We start from the raw sequence: 22,092 nt of genomic DNA, 5'->3' as shown, positions 1-22,092 counted from the left end.
GGTGTCGGTCATTCGCCGTATTCCTTGCGCAACTTGGTCGAGCGGTGCTTCAACAGGCTCAAGAACGCACGCCGCGTCGCAACCCGCTACGACAAAGCTGCCGAAAGGTTCCTGGGCTTCATAGGCAGCACCTCAATCCGCCTCTGGCTGCGCCTTTTGTCGACATGACCTGGCGAAAAGCGCCGCGCGCCAGAGGCGGTATTGGTTTCGGGCGCGGGTCACAGCTGGACAGCAACTATTCAAGTAATGCGCCGCTTTCCCACAGCGTGGTTTCACCATCCCACGATGTCGAAACCTGCAGGGTCGGCGTGGCCGCCGCCCGCTGCGCGACGCGGGGCGTGGTAACCTCTTCGCGGCGGGTGTCGTCGGGGCGCAGATCGTCTGGGCCGATGCAAACAGACCGGATAAATGGCCCCTCCTGGCGAACAAGCGGTGCGGATGTGGTCCTCCGAGGCCAGTTTGGCGCTGGTTGGCACACCCACCGGCGGCTGTCTGTAAGAGGCGGATGGGTGCCGCACGCCATGGAGCTGCCGCCGCGCCAGGCTGCGTCATATTCGCCCAACTGCGCACAAAACCTCGCGCGATGTCCGCCCAGGCCCGACACTCAATCCCAACAGGTGCGAATAGGGTTTTCACTATCGTCCGCCCCGAATGGGCCACCATAAAAACAATCTTAACCAATTCTCTCAATGAGTTTCCACGCCTCGGCCTGCATCTGTCGTTTCTCTCGCCTCTCAGGTGTGTTCTATTCCTTGCCGCAGCACTCACAGGACCAACCGGACCCGATGACCAAGGATTTTCAGACCGACAGTCGCAAATTGCTGGGCCGCCTGCGCGAAATCATGTCGGAGGAGGCGACCGGTCAGACCCGGCTTGACCGGATCACCCAGTTGATCGCCAAAGACATGCGGACCGAGGTTTGTTCGATCTATCTGTTCCGCGATTCCGACACTCTGGAACTCTGCTCCACCGAGGGGCTGAAGCCTGAGGCCGTGCACGAAACCCGGATGCGGCTGGGCGAAGGTCTGGTCGGGCGGGTGGCCCGCACCGGCAAGGTGATCAACACCGCCGACGCCCCCAAGGAAATCGGGTTTCGCTATATGCCCGAGACGGGAGAAGAGATTTATTCCTCTTTCGCCGGGGTATCCGTGCAGCGGCTGGGCGAAAAGCTGGGCGTGCTGGTGGTGCAGTCAAAAACCGCGCGGCAATATTCCGAAGACGAGATCTATGCGCTGGAAGTCGTGGCCATGGTGCTGGCCGAAATGACCGAGCTGGGCGCCTTTGTCGGCGAGGGCGCGGCGCTGTCGGCGCGGCACAAGCATCCGGTGCTGTTCCGGGGTGCCACGGGCCAGGAAGGGTCCGCCGAGGGCCATGTCTGGCTGCATGAACCCCGGGTGGTGATCACCAACCCGATCGCCGAGGATCCGCATCGCGAATCTGAACGGCTGCACGCGGCGGTGGATTCACTGCGGGTCTCGGTCGATCAGATGCTCGATGGCGTCGGCAAGGGCGACGCGGAACAGCGCGAGGTGCTCGAGGCTTACCGGATGTTCGCCCATTCGCGCGGTTGGCTGACGCGGATGGAAGAAGACATCGCCCGTGGCCTGTCGGCCGAAGCTGCGGTGGACAAGGAACAATCCGCGACCCGTGCCCGGCTGGAAATGGCCAGCGACGCCTATCTGCGCGACCGGCTGCACGACCTTGACGACCTGTCGAACCGGCTGCTGCGGATCCTGACCGGCCAGGGCAAGGAAACCGGTGCGGATATGCCCGCCGACCCGATCCTGGTGGCGCGCAACATCGGCCCGGCGGAATTGCTGGATTACGGGCGCAATCTGCGTGGCGTGGTGTTGGAGGGCGGCTCGGTCGGGTCACATGCGGTGATCGTGGCGCGGTCGCTGGCGATCCCGTTGGTGATTCATGCCGCACGCATCGCGACCGAGGCGCTGAACGGCGACCACATTATCGTCGATGGCGACGGTGGCCTGGTGCATCTGCGCCCCGACGAAACTGTGCTGACCGCGTTTCGTGACAAGATTGCCATGCAGACGGTGGCGCAACAACGCTATGCCTCGATCCGCGACAAACCGGCGATCACCAAATGCGGCAAGACCATCGCGCTGACGATGAATGCCGGGCTGATGGCCGATCTGCCGTCACTGGCCGGATCCGGCGCCGAAGAGGTGGGGCTGTTTCGCACCGAGCTGCAATTCCTGATCCGCAGCCAGATGCCGAAACGCACCGAACTCGCCGCGCTCTATTCCAAGGTGCTGGATTCGGCCGGAGGCAAACGGGTGGTGTTCCGCACCCTCGACATCGGATCGGACAAGGTGCTGTCCTATATGAAACCGAATGACGAGCCCAACCCGGCGCTTGGCTGGCGGGCGATCCGGGTCGGTCTGGACAAGCCCGGGGTGTTGCGGATGCAGTTGCAGGCACTGATCCGGGCGGCGGCGGGGCGACCGCTGAGCATCATGTTCCCCTTTGTCGCCCAGTACGAGGAATACAAGGCCGCCCGGGCTGAGGTCGACAAGGCGTTGGCGCGCGAACGGATCCTGGGCCATCCGCTGCCGCAAAAGCTTGAAGTCGGGGCGATGCTGGAAACCCCGTCACTGGCCTTTGCCCCGAACCAGTTCTTTCGCGATGTCGATTTTCTGTCGATTGGCGGCAATGACCTCAAGCAATTCTTCTTTGCGGCCGACCGCGAAAACGAACGGGTGCGGCGACGCTATGACACGCTGAATGTGTCGTTCCTGACCTTCCTCGGCAATATCGTCGACCGCTGCCTGGAAACCGGCACGCCGCTGTCGTTCTGTGGCGAAGACGCGGGGCGACCGATCGAAGCCCTGTGCCTGGCGGCGATGGGGCTGCGCACCCTGTCGATGCGCCCGGCCTCGATCGGGCCGGTGAAATCGCTGCTGATACGCACCGATCTGGATGCCCTGCGCGCGGTGATCCTGAAGGCCAGCGAAGAGGGCAACCAATCGGTGCGCCCGGCGGTTATGGAATGGCTCAGAACGCAGCCGTGACCGGCCCCGCACTCCCCCCGAAACAGCACAGAGCCATTGGAGCGGTCAATGCAGCCGAACAGAGCTGAAGCACAGGCCTGGCGCGGCGTTGCCGACCTCTATCACGATATCTTTCTCGGCCTGGTGCTGACGGTTCTGTCACGCAAATCCGAAGCCGATGCCGCCGAATTTGTGTTCAATATCCTCCGCCGCCAGCAGCGGGAAAAGTTTCACGACGGCCTCAGGAAGCTGGGCATTGAACAGGATCCGCCCGCCGTCGCTGCGGCCAAGTATCACTATCTGTCCAACAAGATCGGCGGCGTCGATGTCGACTATATGTATGAAAGCGACAGCAAGGCCTGGATCCGCTATGCGCCGCCGCGCTGGCTCTGGAAGGGTGTCGCGATGTGCGCGATCCCCCGCAAGGTGTCCGAGGCAATGCTGTGGGGCTGGCATGCCAACAACGGAATGATGCTGAACAGGCCGTCGGTTGGCTTTGTCTGCACCAAACAGGGGGTCGATGCCCAGGACGGGCTGGAGGGCTATTACTGCGATTACGGTCGGGATCTGGAGCGGTCAGAGCGCCTGCGCTTTGCCCGGGGTGAGAGCGCACCGGCATTCGATCCAGCGGCCGCGCCACAACTCGCCTCGGATGACTGGCCCGCGGCGCGCCTTGCCAAGGCGCATCGCAATTATGCGATGGAATACGCCAAATCCGCGATGCTGGAATCTGTGAATACCTTTGGTCCGATTGAGGGCGAGGGCCTGATGCGGCAGGCCTGCCGGATCGTCGGCATGCAGGGCTTTCGCGCGCTGGCGGCAGCACTTGGGCAGACCGACAGACCGCTGGCGGATTTCATTGTGGCGCTGGTGCAGGCGCAGGGTGATCGCATTGACCGCTCAGGCCCCGAAGCCGGGCCAACGACACTGACCCAGACCGGCTGGACCCTGATCGACCGGCAGGGGGATTTCCTGCAGGAATGCCGGGTCGGCTACGGCGAATTGATGGTCGGCCTGGCCTCAGGCCACAGCCGCTTTCACAATCTGGACTGCCAGATCGGCGGCACCGAAGACCAATCGCGTTTCGCATTCAGCCTGCCGGCTTGCTGACAGGAATTGCCTATGGCCCAATTGGTTTGGGCGGCTATTGTCAGCCTTACAATCGCAACAGCTGAGCCCTGGCGACAAGGGACGGCTGTTCGGCAAGGGAGGCCACAATGACAAATCCACATCTGCCCGGGAAACTGGGTGATCCGAAGCGCGCCCTGAACAGCGATCCGCGCACCCTGCCGGGCATCGTTCAGGCGCTGGCCGCGTTCGATCTGGGTGGCGACCCGGAGCCGCTGCCGTTTGACTGGCAGGCCCCGCGCGACGCCCTCCTCAGCTGGGCCGAGGCCGGGGAACAAGGGTTCAACGCCCTGCTTGGCGCCCTGGCCGAACAATGCCCGGCGATCACCGGAATCGCCCGCAGCACCGAGGTTATCGCCGGGCCGGATGGCAATGACATCACGCTATATATCTCGCGCCCCGAGGCCGAAACCGGGCCGCTGCCCGGTGTGCTTTACCTGCATGGCGGCGGCATGGGCATCCTGAACGCCAACACCGGCCATTACACCCGGCTGCGCGACAATCTGGCGGCCGCCGGGCTGGTCGCGATTTCGGTGGAATTCCGCAATTCCGGTGGTGACCTGGGGCCGCACCCGTTTCCCGCCGGGCTGAACGATTGTTCCGCGGCGCTGGACTGGATGCATGAGAACCGCAGCCAGCTCGGCCTGTCAAAGATCATCGTCTCCGGCGAATCCGGTGGCGGCAACCTGACCATGGCCACCGCGATCAAGGCCGGTCGCGAGGGACGGATCGACCGGATCGACGGCCTTTATGCGATGTGCCCCTTCGTTTCAAACGCCTATGCCAAGGGCGACCCGACGCTGGTGTCACTGGAGGAGAATACCGACTATTTCATTCAGATCAGCTCTCTGGCCATCCTGTCGGCGCTCTATACGCCTGAGGATCCGCTGAGCCAGGATCCACTGGCCTGGCCGCTACACGCCAGCGCCGCCGATCTGGCGCCTCTGCCGCCGACCACGATTTCGGTGAACCAGCTCGACCCGCTGCGCGATGAAGGGCTGGCGCTGTTCGGCAAGCTGGTGGCGGCGGGGGTCAAGGCCACCGGGCGCATGGTGCCGGGCACGCCGCATTCCGGCGATATCGTGTTCGAAGCCGCCGCGCCCGAGGCCTATGCCAGCACCATCCGGGATATTGTCGGATTCGCCCGGGCGCTATGACCGCGGCGCAATGTGTCCGGCTCAGGCGGTATTGACCGGTGATTCCTGCACCCGCAGACGCAGCTGGCCGATCAGCTCGGCATCGCTGAGATCGGCCTCGATCGCCAGCTTGCGCAGACCGAAATGGACATGGGCCATTTCCTGATAATAGCTGGTGTAGGCGTAATTTGTCGCCGCACCGGCCACCGCGCCCAGCACCGGGACCGTCTGCGCGGCCAGCTTCTGGCCCAGCACCAGCGCCAGTCGCGGCGCCACCTTGGCGATCAACGCCTGCAATGTGCTGCCGGTCAGTGCCATCCGGGTGGTGAGAAACGCCAGATCAGCCCCCTCACCCGCACCGAGCGGCCCGGCCGAGGCAAACACCCGGATACAGTCGAATTGCACATTCTGCGCCGCCGGATCAAAGCCGTGCTCCGCCGCGACGCCCTGGATTGAGCGCAGCAAGACCGTGGTGGTCACCGGCAGTTCCGCCAGGGCCGAGGGCAGGCCGCCAAAACCGCCCGCCGCCCCCATCGCGGTGCTGACCGCGACATTGAGCCAGCCCGGCTGATCCGCCAGCACCCCGCGCGAGCCCTGGGCGGCGCGCATCGCCGCGTTCAGCGCCGCCTCGGTGGCGCGGTCGAGGCCACCGCGCACCTCGAGCGGAAGCTTGTCGATCAGGCTCTCCGCCGAGCCGCCAACCAGGTTCAGCACCTGCATCCCGACCCCACCGGCGCGCCGATAGCGCAGCGCCAGCAGGTCAAGCTCTTGGGCGATTTCATCGGCCAGCGGGTCTGTGTCAGTCATCGGCTTTCCTTGGCATGTCACAGAACAGATCGGGATTTACGGACATGTTTCAAGGGCCGGGGCTAAACCGCCCGCGTCACCGGCCCCTGCACCCCGTCCCAGCCGCCGGGTGTCAGCGCCAGCCCCAGCACCCGCTCCGGGTTGGTCGGCGGTGGCATCACCACACCGTCCAGACGCTCGAACCCGAAACGCCCGTAATAGGGGGCATCGCCGACCAGCATCACCCGATCCCAGCCGCGCCGCGCCGCCAGCCCCAGGGTTTCGACCAGCAATTGCGCCGCCAGTCCTTCGCCCTGCCGGGTCGGGTGCACCGCCACCGGACCCAGCAACAGCACCGGCTTCCCGGCCACCTGCACCGGCCAGTAGCGGATCGCCCCGGCCAGAATCCCGTCGCCATCGCGGGCCACGGTGCAGAGTCCGGCCACCGGCGGCACCTCATCGCGCAGCCGATAGGACGACAGCGCCGTGCGCCCGGGCGCAAAGCTGAGGTCAAAGAGCGCCTCGACCTCCCACCAATCTTCAGCGGTTTCCTGTGTGAAAACGAACACCACTTGCCCCATCTTTCGATGGCAACGCTGCTAGCATGGCGCTAGATGCTGAGCAAACGCGACCACAGCCAAATTCAGAGACACAATCGGAGACGCCCCTTGTTCTATGAACCCAAAGACGGCCACGGCCTGCCCCATAACCCGTTCAACGCGATTGTCACGCCCCGGCCAATCGGCTGGATATCGACCCGCGACAGCGCGGGGCGCGATAATCTGGCGCCCTATTCGTTTTTCAACGCGGTCGCCTATGTGCCGCCGCAGGTGATGTTTTCCTCGACCTCGGCCAAGGATGACCGGGGCGACACCAAGGACAGCGTCGCGGTGATCCGCGAAACCGGGGTGTTCTGTGTGAACATCGTCGAATATGCGATGCGCGACGCGATGAACGTGACCTCGGCGCTGCTGCCTGCCGGTGAGGATGAATTCACCGCCGCCGGTCTGGGCAAGGGCGAGGCGCAGACGATTGACTGCCCCTATGTCGCCGGGGCCCCGGCGGTGCTGGAATGCAAGCTGACGCAGACCGTCAGGCTGCCCGGCGCCACAAATATCGTGGTGTTTGGCGAGGTGACTGGCATCCACATCCGCGACAATTGCCTGAAGGACGGGATATTCGACGTCACCAGCTTTCAGCCGCTCGCGCGCCTGGGTTATCGCGATTACGCCCGCGTCACCGAGCTGTTCAGCCTGCAGCGCCCCGACGATTAGACACGCCGAGGCCCACAAACCCGCTGTCGCCGATTGTGCCCCCGGTCTGCATCGCTAGACTTGGCGGCAATCAACAACGATTTGAGGCGACGGCATGACATATCTGGGGATCATCGGCGGATCGGGGCTCTATGAGATTGACGGGTTGCAGGATGCCGCCTGGCAAAGCGTCGAAACCCCCTGGGGGGCGCCGTCAGACCAGATTCTGACCGGGCGGCTTGACGGGGTGGCGATGGCATTTCTGCCCCGGCATGGCCGCGGTCATGTCCACAGCCCCACCGATGTCCCTTACCGCGCCAATATCGACGCGCTGAAACGGCTGGGGGTCACCGATGTGATCTCGGTCAGCGCCTGCGGGTCGTTCCGCGAGGCGATGGCGCCGGGCGATTTCGTCATCGTCGATCAATTCATCGACCGCACCGTGAATCGCGAGAAGTCGTTCTTTTCATCCGGCTGCGTCGGCCATGTCTCGATCGCCCATCCGACCTGTCCGCGCCTTGGCGCGGCCTGTCTGCAAGCGGCGCGGGCCACCGGGGTCACTGTGCATGACGGTGGCACCTATCTGGCGATGGAAGGCCCGCAGTTCTCCACCCTTGCCGAAAGCCGGATGTATCGCGAACACTGGGGGGCGGACGTGATCGGCATGACCAACATGCCCGAGGCCAAGCTCGCCCGCGAGGCCGAGCTTTGTTATGCCAGCGTCGCCATGGTCACCGATTACGACAGCTGGCATCCTGATCATGGTGAAGTCGACGTGGCCCAGGTCATCGCCACCCTGATGGGCAATGCCAGCAAGGCCCGCGATATGGTGGCGCGTCTGCCGGCGTTGCTGTCCCCTGACCGGGCGCCCTGCCCGCAGGGCTGCGACCGCGCCCTCGACACCGCGATCATGACCGCACCCGAAATGCGCGACCCGGCGCTGGTGGCCAAGCTGAGCGCGATCGCCGGGCGGGTGTTGGGATGAGCCTCGATCTCTGGCTGGCCTTTGCCGCCGCCAGCATCGCGCTGCTGCTGATCCCCGGGCCGACCGTGCTTCTGGTGCTGTCCTATGCGCTGAGCCAGGGCCGTCGGGTGGCGATGGCGATGGCCCTGGGTGTCGCCACCGGCGACCTGATCGCGATGAGCACCTCGCTGCTGGGGCTCGGGGCGCTGATCGCGACCTCGGCCACGGTCTTTGCCGTGGTGAAATGGGCGGGGGCCGCCTATCTGCTCTGGCTCGGCCTCCGGATGCTGCGCAGCCGTCCGGCAAACGCCCCCCTACCCGGCGCCGTGGCGCAGGTGCCCGCCGGACAGGTGTTTCGCCATGCCGCGCTGGTCACCGCGCTGAACCCGAAAAGCATCGCCTTTTTCATCGCCTTCGTGCCGCAGTTCCTGCGGCCTGAAACGGCGCTGGCACCGCAATTCGCGGTGTTGATTGCGACCTTTGTCAGCCTCGCGGCGCTGAATGCCCTGGCCTATGCCCTGTTGGCGGGCCGGCTGCGCGACCGGATCAACCGGCCTGGGGTCGGCCTCTGGCTGAACCGGGCGGGCGGCGGCGCGTTAATTGCCATGGCGGCGATGACCGCCTCATTGCGGAGGGCGATGTGATGCCGGACGACCTTGAGAATTACATCCGCACAATCCCCGATTTCCCGCACAAGGGGATCATGTTCCGCGATGTCACCACCCTGTTCGCCGATCCGCGCGGCTTTCGCATGGCGGTCGATCGGCTGGTTGCCCCCTATGCCGGTCAGCGCATCGACAAGGTGGTCGGACTTGAGGCGCGCGGTTTCATCCTCGGCGGCGCGGTGGCGCATCAATTGTCCTGTGGTTTCGTGCCGGTACGCAAGGCGGGCAAGCTGCCCGGCGCGGTGCTGTCGCAGGCCTATACGCTGGAATATGGCGAGGCGGTGGTCGAGATCCACGATGACGCCATCGCGGCGGGTGAACGGATTCTGATCGTTGACGACCTCCTGGCCACCGGCGGCACTGCGGCGGCGGGGATTTCCCTGGTCGAGCGGCTGGGCGGGGTGATCGTCGGCTGTGCCTTCATCATCGACCTGCCCGAACTGGGCGGGCGCGCGGTGCTGAAAGGCCTGGGGATGGACATCCACACGCTCTGCGATTTCGCCGGAGCCTGAGCGGCGTTAATCCCTTGCGAACCGTCTCAGCCTGACCGAGGCTGGCCAACCGCCCGCATGGGGCGAGGGTCAGCGCATATCGGGGCAAACCGCCGCGCCAGCAGCCGCCGCCTAATCCGGCAGCACCGCGCCGGGGTTCATGATGCCGTTGGGATCGAACAGCGCCTTGATCCCGCGCATCAGCTCAAGCCGGGTCGGATCGGTGAATTTCTTCATTTCATCGGTTTTCAGCCGCCCGACCCCGTGTTCGGCGCTGAAGGATCCGCCCATGCTGACCACCAGCGCATGCACCTCGGCATAGATTTCCTTGCTGCGCGGCATGTATTTGTCACGGGTCTCACCCTCAGGCGGGAACAGGTTGTAGTGCAGATTTCCGTCGCCCATATGGCCAAAGCAATTGACCCGGAATGGCCCCAGCCCGGCGACCAGTTGATCGGCGCGACGCAGGAATTCCGGCACCAGCGACAGCGGCAACGACACGTCATGTGAACAGATGCCACCAACCTCACGGCTGGCCAGCGGCATGTATTCGCGAATGTCCCAAAAGGCGGCGCGCTGACCCTCGGACTGGGCGATCACCCCGTCGCTGACCAGACCGGCCTCGGCCGCCTCGGTGAACAGGGTTTCCAGCGCCGCTTGCGGGCTGTTGCCGCGGGCCAGGCCGATGTCGATCAGCACCATCCAGGGCGGCGCCGGGTAGAACGGCAGCTTGATGTCCGGGAAAGCCGCGCGCATGAAATCAAAGCTCATGCCCTTGATCAGTTCAAAGGCCGACACCGCCTCGCCCATCTGCGCCTTGGCCATCGACAGCAATTTCACCGCGGCATCCGGGCTCTCGACCACCAGATAGGCGGTGCCCTCTTCCGCCGGGACCGGCGCCAGTTTCAGCGTCGCGGCGGTGGTCACCGCCAAAGTGCCCTCGGACCCGATCAGCAGGTTGCGCAGGTCATAGCCGGTGTTGTCCTTGCGCAAGCGGCTCAACCCGTTGAGCACCCTTCCATCGGGCAGCACCGCCTCGATCCCGAGGCAGAGGTCGCGGGCATTGCCATAGCGCAGCACATTGACGCCACCGGCATTGGTGCCGAGATTGCCACCGATCCGGGCGGTGCCCTTGGCCGCCAGTGACAGCGGATAGACCCGGTCAACCGCCCGTGCCGCGTCATGGGCATCCTGCATGATCACCCCGGCCTCGACGATCATCACGTTTTCCTCGGGATAAACCCCGCGGATTGCATTCATCCGTTCCATCGACAGGATCAGCGGAGCCGGGCCAGGGCCGGGAATCTGCGCCCCGACCAGACCGGTGCCGCCACCATAGGGCACCACCCGCACCCGCGCGTCATTGGCCGCCATCAGGATGGTGCGCACCTCTTCGACGTCGCCAGGGGCCAGGACCAGGCCAATCGGCGCGGTCCAACGCCCGCGCGGCTCTTCGAAATAGCGCGGTTCGGGGGTCTTGAAGGCCTTGGGTGAAATCTGGCCCGACAGGCGTTCGGCAAAGGCGGTATCGGCGGGTGCATATGTCATGGCGCGCAGATTAGCACCGGCGCCGCGACGGTAAAGCACCGATCCCCCACCGCCACGGATGGAAAATCAGCGCCCCGCACGCAAGGGCGCCGGGTCCAGCACGATCAGGGTGGGCCGGGACGGCAGATCGCGCAGCGACAGGGTGATTTCGCTGCCGCCGGGGTATCGCACCTCGAACGCGTCCGAGACACCTTCGATGAACCAGTGCAGCGAGGCGTCCGAGAACCAGTGCATCGGCAACACCACCGAACTTTTCAGCCGCGTCACCACCCGGATCATGCTGGGCAGATCCAGCGTCATGCCGCCATCGACCGGTGCCATCAGCACATCGACCCGGCCCAGCGCGGCATATTGTTCCTCGTTCGGTTCATGGTGCAGATGGCCGAGGTGGCCGATGCACAGCCCTTCGACCTCAAAGACAAAGATCGAATTGCCGTTCTCCTCGACCCCGCCCTCACCAAGCCCACCCATCGCACGGATATCGGTCGAGACATTGCGGATCAGCATCTCACCGAGATCAAGGTAGTGATCCGCAGCCGCGCCATAGTTGTTAGACCAGCCTTTCAGCACATGCGGGATCGCCGGATCCGGCGCTGGGGTCCAATGGCTGGAATGGGCGTGGTTCATCGTCACCACATCGGGCAGGAAATCCGCAGTGCCGATCCAACCGTCGTAATCGGTCACCGCCGACAGGCCGCCGGGGGTCTGGATCAGAAACATCGAATGCGACAGATAGCTGATACGGGCCGAAAACCCAGGCACCGGATCGTTGAATGCCGCCTTGTGAAGATAGGTCACCCCCGGCGTCGCATCGGCAATCGCGATGCAATGGCTGAGCCGCCGGTCCCGGCCCTGCCCGGCGGCGGGCCAGGCGGTCAGGCACAGCAGGGCCAGCGCCAGCAGCGCAGATATCGGGGCAGCAGGCATCAGGGTGGCACGGACCATCGACATGTCTCCTGAACCCAGCGTAGCAGTTCGCAGGCGTTGCGGTTTCACGAATGCGCGAGGTGGCAAGCCGGGTTGCATCCAGCGCATGGCAGGTTTCTGCCCTGCAGCATGGGCTTTTGCCGCGTCAGCCTGTAGGGAGGCAGCCAGAAACTCCCCCAAATATCGGACAGACATTGAAACGCGCCGCCCTTGCCGCCTTTGCCAATCTTATCGACCTGCCGGACCTCAGGATCGCGCCGACCGGAAAACTGAGCGTTGGCCGGGTGCGGATCGAGCTGCTCTCCGGCCTCACCGTCGCCCTGGCCCTGGTGCCCGAGGCGGTGGCCTTTGCCTTTGTCGCCGGGGTTGGCCCGCTGGTCGGGCTCTATGCCGCGTTCATCGTTGGGCTGATCACCGCGCTGATCGGCGGGCGTCCCGGGATGATTTCCGGTGCAACCGGGGCGCTGGCGGTGGTGATGGTGGCCTTGGTGGCCGATCACGGCATCGAATACCTGTTCGCCACCGTGGTGCTGATGGGGCTGATCCAGATCAGCGCCGGGGTGCTGCGCTGGGGCAAGTTCATCCGCCTGGTGCCGCATCCGGTGATGCTCGGCTTTGTCAACGGGCTGGCGATCGTGATCTTCATGGCGCAGCTGGCCCAGTTCAAACGGCCCGGCAGCGTCGAGATCAGCGGCCATGGCGCCGGTGGTGGCGAATGGCTGACCGGCCTGCCGCTGGCGATGATGCTCGGGCTGACCGCGTTGACCATGGTGATCATCTGGGTGACGCCGCGGATCACGCGGGTGATCCCGGCACCGCTTTTGGGCATCGGCATCACCGCGGCGCTGGTGATCGGGCTCGGCCTCGACGTGCCGGTGGTCGGCGACCTCGCCTCGATCAAGGGCGGGCTGCCCACGCTGCATGTGCCGATGGTGCCGCTGAACCTGGAAACGCTGGAAATCATCCTGCCTTATGCGGTGATCTTGGCCGCAATTGGCCTGATCGAAAGCCTGCTGACCCTGAACCTGGTTGGCGAGATGACCGGCCAGCGTGGCGGCGCCAGCCAGGAATGCATCGCCCAGGGTGTCGCCAATACCGTCACCGGTTTTTTCGGCGGCATGGGGGGCTGCGCGATGATCGGGCAATCGATGATCAATGTGAATTCCGGCGGCCGCACCCGGATTTCCGGGCTGACGGCGGCGCTGTTCCTGCTGATCTTCATCCTGTTCGGCGCGCCGCTGATCGAACGGATCCCGCTGGCCTCTCTGGTCGGGGTGATGTTCATGGTGGTGATCGGCACCTTCGCCTGGAACTCGCTGAAGATCCTGGCCCGGGTGCCGCTGACCGACGCCTTTGTCATCGTGCTGGTGACGGTGGTGACGGTGATCTCCGACCTTGCCATGGCGGTTGTCGTCGGGGTCATCGTCTCGGCGCTGGCCTATGCCTGGAACGCCGCCAAGCGGATCGGCGCGCGCAGCTACCGCACACCGGAAGGCGCCAAGGTCTATCAGATCCGCGGACCGCTGTTCTTTGGCTCCGCCGATGGCTTCATCGAATTGTTCGACGTCAAGAACGATCCCGGCGCGGTGATCGTCGATTTCGAGGACAGCCGGGTGGTCGATCAATCCGCCCTGCAGGCGATCGAAGCGGTGGCGGCGAAATATGAAAGCGCCGGCAAGCGGCTGCAACTGCGCCACCTGTCGCGGGATTGCCACCGGCTGCTGCAACGGGCCGGGCATCTGATGATCGACAGCGATGACGATCCCGATTACGCGGTGGCGGTCGATTACGGGGTGCGCACCGGCATTCTGGGCGGACACTGAACCGGCAGCAAAAGGGGGCCGTCTGCCCCCTCGCGGCCGTTTCGGCCGCTCACCCCCGAGGATATTTTCGACCAGAGGAAGCCATGGGCGTCCCTCTGCTTCCTCTGGTGTCATATATCCGGCCTTATGTATCAAACGTACCAAGAAACCGGAATCCCTGACCGCCGGTTTTATCTATCCTGCACCCATGTAGGACAAGTCGATAGATGGTGATCTGATCCCCGCAAGCTGGTCCGCTTGAATCTGGAGTTTTCCGCAATGATTTCCCGGCTGTGAGAGGAGCGGATTTCACATGAAGGCGTTCATCATCAAACAGGGCGAGGAAGGCACGCCGGTAGCTGAGATCTGCCGCAAGGCAGGCATCAGCCAGGAGGCCTACTTCAACTGGAAGAAGAAGTAGCGGGCTTGCTGCCGGCCGAAATGAAGCGGCTGAAGCAGCCTGAGGATGAAAACAGCCGGTTGAAGAAGATCGTGGCAGACCTGACGCTGGACCGCGAGATGTTGCAGGATGTCATCCGGCGAAAGATCTGAAGTCTGGTCGGCTGCGCGAGCTGGTGCGCGGGATGTGCAGCGATTGGGCGGTCTCGATCTGGACGGCGTGTGGCGCCATCGGATTTGACTGCTCAACGTTTCACTACAAATCCTGCCGCGCCGACCAGGCTGCCGTGGAGAAGCGGATCAGGGAGATTTGAGAAGCACGGGTTCGTTACGGCTATCGCCGGGTTCACGTGCTTCTGGACCGCGAGGGCCGGGGGATCAACATCAAGAAAGTCTATCGTATTTACAGAGAGTTGGGTCTGTAACTCAGGAACAAGACGCCGAAGCGGCGGGTAAAGGCGAAGCTGCGCAACGACCGCGCCGAAGCCGTTGGGCCGAACGATGTCTGGGCAATGGATTTTGTCCATGACCAGTTGGCAACGGGCAAGAGACTTCGGATTCTGACGGTCGTGGACACGTTCTCGCGCTACGTTCCGGTGCTCGACGCACGGGTCAGCTATCGAGGTGAAGACGTGGTCGCCACGCTGGACCAGGTATGTCGAAGTTCGGGCTACCCCAAGACGATCCGGGTCGATCAGGGCAGCGAGTTCATCTCCCGGGACATGGACCTCTGGGCCTGTCAGCGCGGCGTCACGCTCGACTTCTCACGGCCAGGCAAGCCGACGGACAACGCCTTCATCGAGGTCTTCAATGGCAGGTTCAGGGCTGAATGTCTGAACGCCCACTGGTTCCTGACGCTTGCAGATGCGACCGAAGAGTTGGAGACTTGGCGCAGATACTACAATGAGGAACGGCCACACAGCGCGATCGGCAACAAAGCCCCGGCGCGCGGCCAAAAACGGCAGCCGCACGAGAAGCGCTGCTACGAACTGAAAGCGCGGGCCCTTGCTCGCATTGGAAAGGTCCCTCTCCGAGGCTTTCGCCGCTGCCTCTGCGATCACGTCAACCGACACACCAGAATCAATCAAACAGAATCAGTCAAACCAACAAAATCGCGCGACTTTTTCGACTCTGGCAACGTGCCGAGCCGAATATGGTCCATAAATATGGTCCATAATCGTCTCCCTATCGCACCGACGCTGACGCAACCTTTGGGCGAAATCAAAATGAATCTGTAATCACAAGCTTACCTAGCGCTTACCCGGTGAAGGGTAAGAGCGGATCAAAATCCTGTAAGTCTTTGATTATAGTGGTGAGCCGTGATGGGTTCGAACCATCGACCTACTGATTAAAAGTCAGTTGCTCTACCAACTGAGCTAACGGCCCACATAGGCCGCTCGTCTAAGGCGAGGGATTTGGGAGGTCAAGCGGAAATGGCGGAGAAATCCATGGTTTGCCATCGCAGCCTGCGCTGGCCGCTTCTCTTGTGGCGGCGAAGGGGCTATATGCCCGGCCATGCGCGACCGGGCGATTCATAAACCGCTGAGCTTTCTCAAGATGCATGGGCTTGGCAATGACTTCGTGATCATCGATTCACGAGGGCGTGCTGCTGTGACCAACGCGGCGCTGGCGCGGGCGCTGGGCGATCGGCATCGCGGTGTCGGATTCGATCAGCTGGCCGAGATTCGCGATGGCACGGATTCGGACATTGCGCTCGACTTCTGGAACTCCGATGGCAGCCGGGCCGAAGCCTGTGGCAATGCCACCCGCTGTGTTGCCGGGCTGGTGATGCAGGAGACCGGGGCCGAGGCGATCAGCATCCGCACTGTGCGCGGCCTGCTGTCGGCGCGGCTGGAGGCGGGCGCGGTCTCGGTGAACATGGGCCCGCCGGAGCTGGCCTGGGACGAAATCCCGTTGGCCCACGAGATGGACACGCTGCACCTGCCGCTGGAGGGTGATCCGGTCGGCGTCGGCATGGGCAATCCACATTGCGTGTTCTTTGTCGCCGATGCGGGGGCTGTCGATCCTGCCGTGCGCGGACCGTCCGTTGAACATGATCCGTTGTTCCCCGAACGCACCAATGTCGAATTCGCTGAAGTGCGCGCGCGCGATGAAATCCGCATGCGAGTCTGGGAGCGGGGCACCGGGATCACCCTGGCCTGTGGCTCGGGCGCCTGTGCAACCGCTGTTGCAGCGGCGCGGCGCGGGCTGACCGAGCGCCGGGTGCGGATGGAGCTGGATGGCGGCTGGCTGGTGCTGGACTGGCGCGCAGATGGCGTCTGGATGACCGGACCGACGGCGCTGGTGTTCGCGGCCGAGCTTTCGCCAGACTTCCTGGCGGCGCTGTGATGGACCGCCGCGCCCCCATTTTCGCCACCCTCGGCTGTCGGTTGAACGCCTATGAGACCGAGGCGATGAAGGATCTGGCGGCCAGCGCCGGGGTCGAGGATGCGGTGGTGGTCAACACCTGCGCGGTCACTGCCGAGGCGGTGCGCAAGGCCCGTCAGGAGATCCGGCGGCTGCGCCGCGAAAACCCGAATGCCACGCTGATCGTCACCGGCTGCGCCGCGCAGACCGAGCCGGAAACCTTTGCCGCGATGGCCGAGGTCGATCTGGTGTTGGGCAATACCGAAAAGATGCAGCCCGAAAGCTGGCAGGGCATGGTCCCCGACCTGATCGGCGCGACCGAACGGGTGCGGGTCGATGACATCATGTCGGTCACCGAAACCGCCGGGCATCTGATCGACGGATTTGGCAGCCGCAGCCGTGCCTATGTGCAGGTCCAGAATGGCTGTGACCATCGCTGCACCTTTTGCATCATTCCCTTTGGCCGGGGCAATTCCCGCTCGGTGCCCGCCGGAGTCGTGGTCGATCAGATCAGGCGGCTGGTGGATCGTGGCTATAACGAGGTGGTGCTGACCGGGGTTGATCTGACCTCCTGGGGGGCCGATCTGCCGATGCAGCCAAAGCTGGGCGATCTGGTGCTGCGGATCCTGAAATTGGTGCCGGATCTGGCGCGGCTGCGGATCTCCTCGATCGATTCGATCGAGGTCGACCCGGCGTTGATGCAGGCGATTGCCAGTGAGCCCCGGTTGATGCCGCATCTGCATCTGAGCTTGCAGGCGGGCGATGACATGATCCTGAAGCGGATGAAACGCCGCCATCTGCGCGATGACGCGATCCGGTTTTGTCAGGAGGCCCGGGCCCTGCGCCCGGATATGACCTTTGGCGCCGATATCATCGCCGGATTTCCGACCGAGACCGAGGCGATGTTCGAAAACTCGCTGGCGTTGGTTCGCGACTGCGATCTGACCTGGCTGCATGTGTTCCCCTATTCGCCGCGCCCCGGCACCCCTGCCGCGCGGATGCCGCCGGTGGCGGGCGCCGCGATCAAGGCGCGGGCGGCACGGTTGCGGGCCGCCGGTGCGGCGCAGGTTGCGGCGCATCTGGCGGCGCAGGTCGGGCGCGATCATGCGGTGCTGATGGAAAGTTCGCGAATGGGGCGGACCGCGCAATTCGCCGAGGTGCATTTTGACAAGGATCAGCCCGAGGGTGCGATTGTCACCGCCCGGATCACCGGCGCCGACCAGCGCGGGCTGCTGGCCTGATGGCACCGGCGTTTACAGCATCAAAGGTCTGCCATGCATCCGAACCGCGCCTATCGTGATATCTCTGCCGCCCGCAATCTGGATTTTGCCCGGCAACAGGGCTTTGGCATTCTGACTGTCGCCAATGGCGATGCGGTGCCGCTGGTCAGCCATCTGCCGTTTATCCTGTCAGCCGATGGCCGCGAGGCCGAATTGCACCTGGCCCGCCCCAATCCGATCGTTGCCGCCCTGGCGCAGCCGCGCGCGGCGCGGATCGTGGTGGCCGGGCCGCATGGCTATATCTCGCCGGATTGGTATCAGGCCGAAGATCAGGTGCCGACCTGGAACTATGTCGCGGTGCATCTGACCGGGCAAATAGAGCTGCGCGATCCTGACGGGCTGGGCGATCTGCTGGACCGGCAATCGGCGACGTTCGAAAACCGGCTGTTGCCGAAAGCGCCCTGGCTGAGCAGCAAGATGACCCCCGGGCTGATGGATCGGATGATGCGCGGGATTGTTCCGGTGCGGCTGGTGATCAGCGCTGTCGATGGCACCTGGAAACTGGCGCAGAACAAACCCGACGCAGTGCGGCTGGCGGCGGCGGATGGGGTCGCGGCGGCCGGGGATCCGGGGCTGGCGGCGCTGATGCGCGATCCGCCACCGCGTGAGCATGACTGATTTCCCAGTCGGCTGAATTACCTGAGCGGCTGATTTACAAGCATCGGCGCGCTGCCTAACGTCGCGGCAGATCCCCAGAAACAGGAACGCGCCGATGAAATTGATGTCCTCTCCCGCTTCGCCCTTTGTCCGCAAGGTCAGGGTTCAGATCCTCGAATCCGGTCTCACCGATCAGATCGAAGAGATCTTTGTCTCGACCACCCCGACCAATTCCGATCCGGACCTGATCGCGGCGAATCCGCTGGCCAAGCTGCCGTCGCTGATCCGCGACGACGGGCCGACGCTCTATGACAGCCGGGTGATCACCCGCTACCTCGACGCAAAATCCGGTGCCGGGCTGTATCCCGAGGCGCGCCTCTGGGAGGTGCTGACCCTGGAAGCCACCGCCGACGGGATCCTCGATAGCGCGGTGTCGATGATCTATGAACATCGGGTGCGGCCGCCTGAAATGGTCTTTGACGGCTGGATCGAGGCGCAGTGGAGCAAGGTCGAGCGGGCGGTGAAAGTGGTCAATGACCGCTGGATGAGCCATCTGGCCGGGCCGCTGGACATGGGGCAGGTCGGGATCGCCTGTGCGCTGGGCTATCTTGATTTCCGCCACCCTGATCGTGGCTGGCGTGACGGCAATGGCGCGCTGGATGATTGGTATGCGACGTTTGTGGAGCGTCCGGCCATGCAGGCCACGATCCCGGGCTGAGCCGGTTTATCCGCCGCTGTGGCCGCCCCGACGGGCGGCGGCAGCGGCGCGATGACTGCCGATTCTGATGGCGCTTTGGCGCCAAATTTCAAGCCTTTTGCCGGGTTGCCTGCCGCGACACTTCCGCGCCACATCGGATCTTGGGCCATTGTTCTCTGGACGTTGCGAAAAACCGCCGCTAATAACCGGCTCGGAATGGCTGCGCCCACTGCGCGGCCCAAGGATATGACGGCCGCCCTCAGGCCAAGCTATTGGAGACAAGCTCGTGTCCCACGCTGAAGATCACGCCGGCACCCGAAGAGATTTTCTATATTATGCCACGGCTGGCACCGGGGCTGTTGCCACCGGCGCTGCTGTCTGGCCTCTGGTCAACCAGATGAACCCCTCAGCGGATGTGCAGGCCCAGGCCTCGGTCCGCGTCGATATTTCGGGGTTGGAGCCGGGAACCCAGCTCACCGTGAAATGGCGCGGCAAGCCGGTGTTCATCCGCCGCCGCACCCCGGAAGAGGTCGAGATGGCCAATGCCGTCGATGTCGACGCGCTGCCCGATCCGATCGCCCGGAATGCCAATGTGCAAGAAGGCGCCCCCGCCACCGATAGCAACCGCGCGTTGGCCCCTGAGGGTGCCGAAGGCGCCGCCGCCGAGGAATGGCTGGTGATGATGGGTGTCTGCACCCACCTCGGCTGTGTGCCGCTGGGTGATGGCGCTGGCGACTTTGGCGGCTGGTTCTGCCCCTGCCACGGATCGCATTATGATACTGCGGGTCGTATCCGCAAAGGCCCCGCGCCGGAAAACCTGCCTGTGCCGGTCGCCCGTTTCGACGGCGAAACCGAAATCATTCTGGGCTGAGGGAGGTCAACATGTCTGGTATTCCACACGATCACTACGAGCCCAAGACCGGGTTTGAAAAGTGGCTGGATTCACGCCTGCCGGTGGTGGGTCTGCTCTATAACACTCTGATGATCCCGACTCCGAAGAACCTGAACTGGATGTGGATCTGGGGCATCGTCCTGGCTTTCTGCCTGGTGCTGCAAATCGCCACCGGTATCGTTCTGGTGATGCATTACACGCCGCATGTGGACATGGCCTTTGCCTCTGTCGAACATATCATGCGCGATGTGAATGGCGGCCATATGCTGCGCTATATGCATGCCAACGGCGCCTCGCTGTTCTTCTTTGCGGTTTATCTGCACATTTTCCGCGGTCTCTATTACGGGTCCTACAAGGCCCCGCGCGAGGTGACCTGGATCATCGGGATGCTGATCTATCTGCTGATGATGGCCACCGGCTTCATGGGCTATGTTCTGCCCTGGGGGCAGATGTCGTTCTGGGGCGCCACGGTGATCACCGGTCTGTTCGGGGCGATCCCGCTGATCGGCGAGCCGATCCAGACCTGGCTGCTGGGCGGACCTGCGGTGGACAATGCCACGCTGAACCGCTTCTTCTCGCTGCATTATCTTCTGCCCTTCGTCATTGCCGGGCTGGTAATCGTGCATATCTGGGCCTTCCACACCACCGGCAACAACAATCCCACCGGGGTTGAGGTGCGCCGTGGCTCCAAGGCCGAGGTCGAAAAGGACACGCTGCCGTTCTGGCCCTATTTCGTGATCAAGGACGTGTTCGCCCTGGCCGTGGTTCTGGTGGTGTTCTTTGGCATCGTCAGCTTCATGCCGAACTATCTGGGCCACCCGGACAACTATATAGAGGCCAACCCGCTGTCGACACCGGCGCATATCGTGCCGGAATGGTATTACCTGCCATTCTACGCGATCCTGCGCGCCTTTACCGCCGATGTCTGGGTGGTGATGCTGGCCCATACCATCACTGGCGGAATCGTCACCGCCAAGTTCTTTGGTGTGCTGGCGATGTTCGGTGCGATCGGCGTCATGGTTCTGGTGCCCTGGCTTGACACTTCCGCGATGCGGTCGGGCAAGTATCGGCCGATGTTCAAATGGTGGTTCGCTCTGCTCTGCATCGACTTCGTGGTGCTGATGTGGTGCGGCGCGATGCCGGCAGAACCGCCCTATTCGACCATTTCGCTGATTGGCGCCACCTATTGGTTCGCCTATTTCCTGGTGATCCTGCCGCTGCTCGGTGTGATCGAGAAACCGAAATCGCCGCCTGCGTCCATCGAGGAAGATTTCGATGCGCATTACGGCACAGGCCATTCGGCCGAGTAAGTGGAGAGATGACAATGATCAAGCGTTTCACGCTCTCGGCGATTGCCGCTCTGACCCTTTCCACCGGCGGTGCGCTGGCGGCGGAAACCGGCGGCCACGCGATCCACGATGTGGATTTCTCCTTTGAGGGGCCGTTCGGCAAATTCGACCAGAACCAGCTGCAACGCGGTCTGCAGATCTTTACCGAGGTCTGTTCCGCCTGCCACGGTCTGCGCTATGTGCCGATCCGCACCCTGGCGGACGAAGGCGGTCCGCATCTGCCTGCGGATCAGGTTCGCGCCTATGCCGCGCAGAACTTCGAAGTGTTCGACAAGGAGCTGGATGACACCCGTCCGGCGACCCCGGGCGATCATTTTCCTGGCTCGAGCCTGGAGAACGCACCGGACCTGAGCCTGATGGCCAAGGCCCGCGCGGCGTTTCACGGCCCCTATGGCACCGGTGTGAACCAGTTCGTTCGCGGCATTGGCGGCCCGGAATACATCGTTGCGATCCTGACCGGCTATACCGGTGAGGAAAAGGAACAGGCGGGCACGACGTTTTATGAAAACACCGCCTTTCCCGGTGGCTGGATCGCCATGGCGCCGCCGCTGTTCGGTGAGGATGTCGACTTTGCCGACGGTCACTCGAACGAGCTGCATCACGAAGCCGAGGATATCGCCAGCTTCCTGATGTGGGCGGCCGAGCCGAAGATGATGGCGCGCAAACATGCCGGTTTCACCGGGGTGATGCTGCTGATCATCCTGGCCTCGCTGCTCTACCTGACCAACAAGCGACTCTGGTCGCCGCACAAGGGCAAAAAGACTGCCTGAACGCTCCAGATGTCGACCTGACCAGAACCCCGC

Annotated in this window: 19 protein-coding genes, 1 tRNA gene and 2 pseudogenes; 17 read left to right on the top strand and 5 right to left on the bottom strand. The window is 63.7% G+C overall.

Annotated features, from left to right (window positions below; genetic code table 11):
• The 4 genes and pseudogenes from P1U48_RS08220 to P1U48_RS08205 all read left to right on the top strand — a co-directional run.
• Positions 1-168: pseudogene (locus tag P1U48_RS08220) on the top strand (IS5/IS1182 family transposase); the annotation flags it as partial.
• Positions 169-785: 617 nt separating this feature from the next.
• Positions 786-3,029 (top strand): phosphoenolpyruvate--protein phosphotransferase, encoded by a 2,244-nt coding sequence (ptsP, locus tag P1U48_RS08215; protein ID WP_301068459.1) that lies wholly within the window; start codon positions 786-788, stop codon positions 3,027-3,029.
• A 48-nt stretch (positions 3,030-3,077) separates the two neighbouring features.
• Positions 3,078-4,118: a hypothetical protein gene (locus tag P1U48_RS08210; protein ID WP_301068458.1), complete on the top strand. Its 1,041-nt coding sequence runs from the start codon at positions 3,078-3,080 to the stop codon at positions 4,116-4,118.
• A gap of 107 nt (positions 4,119-4,225) precedes the next feature.
• The gene (locus P1U48_RS08205; RefSeq protein WP_301068457.1) at positions 4,226-5,293 is read left to right on the top strand and encodes an alpha/beta hydrolase fold domain-containing protein; all 1,068 of its coding nucleotides are present in this window, start codon (positions 4,226-4,228) and stop codon (positions 5,291-5,293) included.
• A 21-nt stretch (positions 5,294-5,314) separates the two neighbouring features.
• Here P1U48_RS08205 and P1U48_RS08200 read toward each other — a convergent pair whose 3' ends face one another.
• Together P1U48_RS08200 and P1U48_RS08195 are read right to left on the bottom strand one after the other, a co-directional pair.
• On the bottom strand, positions 5,315-6,079 hold the full coding sequence (locus tag P1U48_RS08200; RefSeq protein ID WP_301068456.1) for an EcsC family protein: 765 nt from the start codon (positions 6,077-6,079) through the stop codon (positions 5,315-5,317).
• Between the two features lie 62 nt (positions 6,080-6,141).
• Entirely contained in the window at positions 6,142-6,627 is a 486-nt protein-coding gene (locus P1U48_RS08195; protein WP_301068455.1) for an N-acetyltransferase, read from the bottom strand.
• A gap of 99 nt (positions 6,628-6,726) precedes the next feature.
• Here P1U48_RS08195 and P1U48_RS08190 point away from each other — a divergent pair, with 99 nt between their 5' ends.
• The 4 genes from P1U48_RS08190 to P1U48_RS08175 all read left to right on the top strand — a co-directional run bounded on the left by P1U48_RS08190 (position 6,727) and on the right by P1U48_RS08175 (position 9,452).
• Positions 6,727-7,332: a flavin reductase family protein gene (locus tag P1U48_RS08190; protein ID WP_301068454.1), complete on the top strand. Its 606-nt coding sequence runs from the start codon at positions 6,727-6,729 to the stop codon at positions 7,330-7,332.
• Positions 7,333-7,426: 94 nt separating this feature from the next.
• Entirely contained in the window at positions 7,427-8,296 is an 870-nt protein-coding gene (locus P1U48_RS08185) for an S-methyl-5'-thioadenosine phosphorylase (RefSeq protein WP_301068453.1), read from the top strand.
• Positions 8,293-8,919 carry a LysE family translocator gene (locus tag P1U48_RS08180; protein WP_301068452.1) on the top strand — a complete coding sequence of 209 codons (627 nt, stop codon included), beginning with the start codon at positions 8,293-8,295 and terminating at the stop codon, positions 8,917-8,919. Before P1U48_RS08185 ends, P1U48_RS08180 begins: the two co-directional genes overlap by 4 nt.
• Positions 8,919-9,452: an adenine phosphoribosyltransferase gene (locus P1U48_RS08175; protein WP_301068451.1), complete on the top strand. Its 534-nt coding sequence runs from the start codon at positions 8,919-8,921 to the stop codon at positions 9,450-9,452. Before P1U48_RS08180 ends, P1U48_RS08175 begins: the two co-directional genes overlap by 1 nt.
• 111 nt (positions 9,453-9,563) lie before the next feature.
• Here P1U48_RS08175 and P1U48_RS08170 read toward each other — a convergent pair whose 3' ends face one another.
• Both P1U48_RS08170 and P1U48_RS08165 read right to left on the bottom strand, forming a co-directional pair.
• Positions 9,564-10,979 (bottom strand): FAD-binding oxidoreductase, encoded by a 1,416-nt coding sequence (locus P1U48_RS08170; RefSeq protein ID WP_301068450.1) that lies wholly within the window; start codon positions 10,977-10,979, stop codon positions 9,564-9,566.
• A 66-nt stretch (positions 10,980-11,045) separates the two neighbouring features.
• Positions 11,046-11,924, bottom strand: a complete 879-nt coding sequence (locus tag P1U48_RS08165; protein WP_301068449.1) for an MBL fold metallo-hydrolase — start codon at positions 11,922-11,924, stop codon at positions 11,046-11,048.
• A gap of 176 nt (positions 11,925-12,100) precedes the next feature.
• On the opposite strand from P1U48_RS08165, the gene P1U48_RS08160 reads away from it, so the two are divergent.
• Together P1U48_RS08160 and P1U48_RS08155 are read left to right on the top strand one after the other, a co-directional pair.
• Entirely contained in the window at positions 12,101-13,729 is a 1,629-nt protein-coding gene (locus P1U48_RS08160; RefSeq protein ID WP_301068448.1) for a SulP family inorganic anion transporter, read from the top strand.
• Positions 13,730-14,021: 292 nt separating this feature from the next.
• Positions 14,022-15,051: pseudogene (locus tag P1U48_RS08155) on the top strand (IS3 family transposase); the annotation flags it as partial.
• Between the two features lie 366 nt (positions 15,052-15,417).
• Here the strand turns inward: P1U48_RS08155 and P1U48_RS08150 are convergent.
• A tRNA-Lys gene (locus P1U48_RS08150) sits at positions 15,418-15,493 on the bottom strand.
• A 129-nt stretch (positions 15,494-15,622) separates the two neighbouring features.
• Here P1U48_RS08150 and dapF point away from each other — a divergent pair.
• The 7 genes from dapF to P1U48_RS08115 all read left to right on the top strand — a co-directional run bounded on the left by dapF (position 15,623) and on the right by P1U48_RS08115 (position 22,059).
• Positions 15,623-16,456 carry a diaminopimelate epimerase gene (gene dapF, locus P1U48_RS08145; RefSeq protein WP_301068447.1) on the top strand — a complete coding sequence of 278 codons (834 nt, stop codon included), beginning with the start codon at positions 15,623-15,625 and terminating at the stop codon, positions 16,454-16,456.
• Complete coding sequence (gene mtaB, locus P1U48_RS08140) at positions 16,456-17,715, top strand: tRNA (N(6)-L-threonylcarbamoyladenosine(37)-C(2))-methylthiotransferase MtaB (protein ID WP_301068446.1); 1,260 nt, start codon at positions 16,456-16,458, stop codon at positions 17,713-17,715. Before dapF ends, mtaB begins: the two co-directional genes overlap by 1 nt.
• A 33-nt stretch (positions 17,716-17,748) precedes the next feature.
• Positions 17,749-18,372, top strand: coding sequence for an FMN-binding negative transcriptional regulator (locus tag P1U48_RS08135; RefSeq protein ID WP_301068445.1), 624 nt, complete (start codon positions 17,749-17,751; stop codon positions 18,370-18,372).
• Positions 18,373-18,466: 94 nt separating this feature from the next.
• Complete coding sequence (locus P1U48_RS08130) at positions 18,467-19,069, top strand: glutathione S-transferase (protein ID WP_301068444.1); 603 nt, start codon at positions 18,467-18,469, stop codon at positions 19,067-19,069.
• 265 nt (positions 19,070-19,334) lie between these two features.
• Entirely contained in the window at positions 19,335-19,919 is a 585-nt protein-coding gene (gene petA / locus P1U48_RS08125; protein ID WP_301068443.1) for a ubiquinol-cytochrome c reductase iron-sulfur subunit, read from the top strand.
• A gap of 11 nt (positions 19,920-19,930) precedes the next feature.
• The gene (gene petB / locus P1U48_RS08120; RefSeq protein ID WP_301068442.1) at positions 19,931-21,250 is read left to right on the top strand and encodes a cytochrome b; all 1,320 of its coding nucleotides are present in this window, start codon (positions 19,931-19,933) and stop codon (positions 21,248-21,250) included.
• A 14-nt stretch (positions 21,251-21,264) separates the two neighbouring features.
• Positions 21,265-22,059, top strand: a complete 795-nt coding sequence (locus P1U48_RS08115) for a cytochrome c1 (RefSeq protein WP_301068441.1) — start codon at positions 21,265-21,267, stop codon at positions 22,057-22,059.
• Positions 22,060-22,092 lie beyond the last annotated feature (33 nt).

The sequence above is a fragment of the Pseudooceanicola sp. genome (assembly GCF_029213205.1).
Classification (GTDB): domain Bacteria; phylum Pseudomonadota; class Alphaproteobacteria; order Rhodobacterales; family Rhodobacteraceae; genus Pseudooceanicola.
The sequence above is the reverse complement of the archived record's forward strand: the minus strand, read 5'-3'. Positions and strand labels throughout refer to the sequence as shown.

Bases quoted from the DNA above. Each gene is read 5' to 3' on its own strand.
- ptsP (WP_301068459.1), top strand. From the start codon at position 786: ATGACCAAGGATTTTCAGACCGACAGTCGCAAATTGCTGGGCCGCCTG.
- P1U48_RS08210 (WP_301068458.1), top strand. From the start codon at position 3,078: ATGCAGCCGAACAGAGCTGAAGCACAGGCCTGGCGCGGCGTTGCCGAC.
- P1U48_RS08205 (WP_301068457.1), top strand. From the start codon at position 4,226: ATGACAAATCCACATCTGCCCGGGAAACTGGGTGATCCGAAGCGCGCC.
- P1U48_RS08200 (WP_301068456.1), bottom strand. From the start codon at position 6,079: ATGACTGACACAGACCCGCTGGCCGATGAAATCGCCCAAGAGCTTGAC.
- P1U48_RS08185 (WP_301068453.1), top strand. From the start codon at position 7,427: ATGACATATCTGGGGATCATCGGCGGATCGGGGCTCTATGAGATTGAC.
- P1U48_RS08180 (WP_301068452.1), top strand. From the start codon at position 8,293: ATGAGCCTCGATCTCTGGCTGGCCTTTGCCGCCGCCAGCATCGCGCTG.
- P1U48_RS08175 (WP_301068451.1), top strand. From the start codon at position 8,919: ATGCCGGACGACCTTGAGAATTACATCCGCACAATCCCCGATTTCCCG.
- P1U48_RS08170 (WP_301068450.1), bottom strand. From the start codon at position 10,979: ATGACATATGCACCCGCCGATACCGCCTTTGCCGAACGCCTGTCGGGC.
- P1U48_RS08165 (WP_301068449.1), bottom strand. From the start codon at position 11,924: ATGGTCCGTGCCACCCTGATGCCTGCTGCCCCGATATCTGCGCTGCTG.
- dapF (WP_301068447.1), top strand. From the start codon at position 15,623: ATGCGCGACCGGGCGATTCATAAACCGCTGAGCTTTCTCAAGATGCAT.
- mtaB (WP_301068446.1), top strand. From the start codon at position 16,456: ATGGACCGCCGCGCCCCCATTTTCGCCACCCTCGGCTGTCGGTTGAAC.
- P1U48_RS08135 (WP_301068445.1), top strand. From the start codon at position 17,749: ATGCATCCGAACCGCGCCTATCGTGATATCTCTGCCGCCCGCAATCTG.
- P1U48_RS08130 (WP_301068444.1), top strand. From the start codon at position 18,467: ATGAAATTGATGTCCTCTCCCGCTTCGCCCTTTGTCCGCAAGGTCAGG.
- petB (WP_301068442.1), top strand. From the start codon at position 19,931: ATGTCTGGTATTCCACACGATCACTACGAGCCCAAGACCGGGTTTGAA.
- P1U48_RS08115 (WP_301068441.1), top strand. From the start codon at position 21,265: ATGATCAAGCGTTTCACGCTCTCGGCGATTGCCGCTCTGACCCTTTCC.